The organism is Polaromonas sp. P1_E3, from assembly GCF_056405935.1.
Genome location: NZ_JBFUBD010000848.1, coordinates 1 through 550 on the forward strand (window position 1 = coordinate 1; position 550 = coordinate 550).

Genomic DNA, 550 nt, shown 5'->3' on the forward strand with positions numbered 1-550 from the left:
GGACTACAACATCAAACTGCGCAATATCAAGCGCTTTTTGGAAGAGGGCGACAAGTGCAAAATTACTTTGCGCTTTCGCGGCCGCGAAATCACGCACCAGGAACTGGGTTTGGCCCTGCTGGCGCGTATTCGCGATGAGTTGGCAGATTTGATCGTGGTGGAGCAGTTCCCCAAGCTTGAAGGCAGGCAGATGGTCATGATGATCGCGCCAGGCCGTAAAAAGCCGGGTGCTGCCAAGCCGGCAGCCGAGACGGCTCCGGCACAGTCCGCAGCCTGAGGTTGCCGGACGGCGATAAAGATAAGGGGCGCTTTGCGGCGTTCCGGTGAAAGCAGGTGCAAGCCTGCTTTCCAAAAGCAAAAGGGTCAAACCTCTTGCGATCAGTGGGAAGTCGAAAGATTTTTCGCTTAACAAGTGTCTCGGGGCCATCAAGTCTGCGGAAGGTTCGCAGCGCCTCACGAGCACAAATGAAAAGGAGCATTGATATGCCCAAAATGAAGACCAAGAGCAGCGCGAAGAAACGCTTTCGCGTTCGTCCGGGTGGAACCGTCA

The 550-nt window shown here is 55.3% G+C and carries 1 protein-coding gene and 1 pseudogene; both read left to right on the forward strand.

Annotation, left to right across the window (positions count from 1 at the left end):
* Nucleotides 1–277, forward strand: a 277-nt coding sequence (infC, locus tag AC1D0Z_RS23920; RefSeq protein WP_477660590.1) for a translation initiation factor IF-3, incomplete at its 5' end; no start/stop codon positions are given.
* A gap of 206 nt (nt 278–483) precedes the next feature.
* Nucleotides 484–550, forward strand: a pseudogene (locus AC1D0Z_RS23925) (50S ribosomal protein L35); the annotation flags it as partial.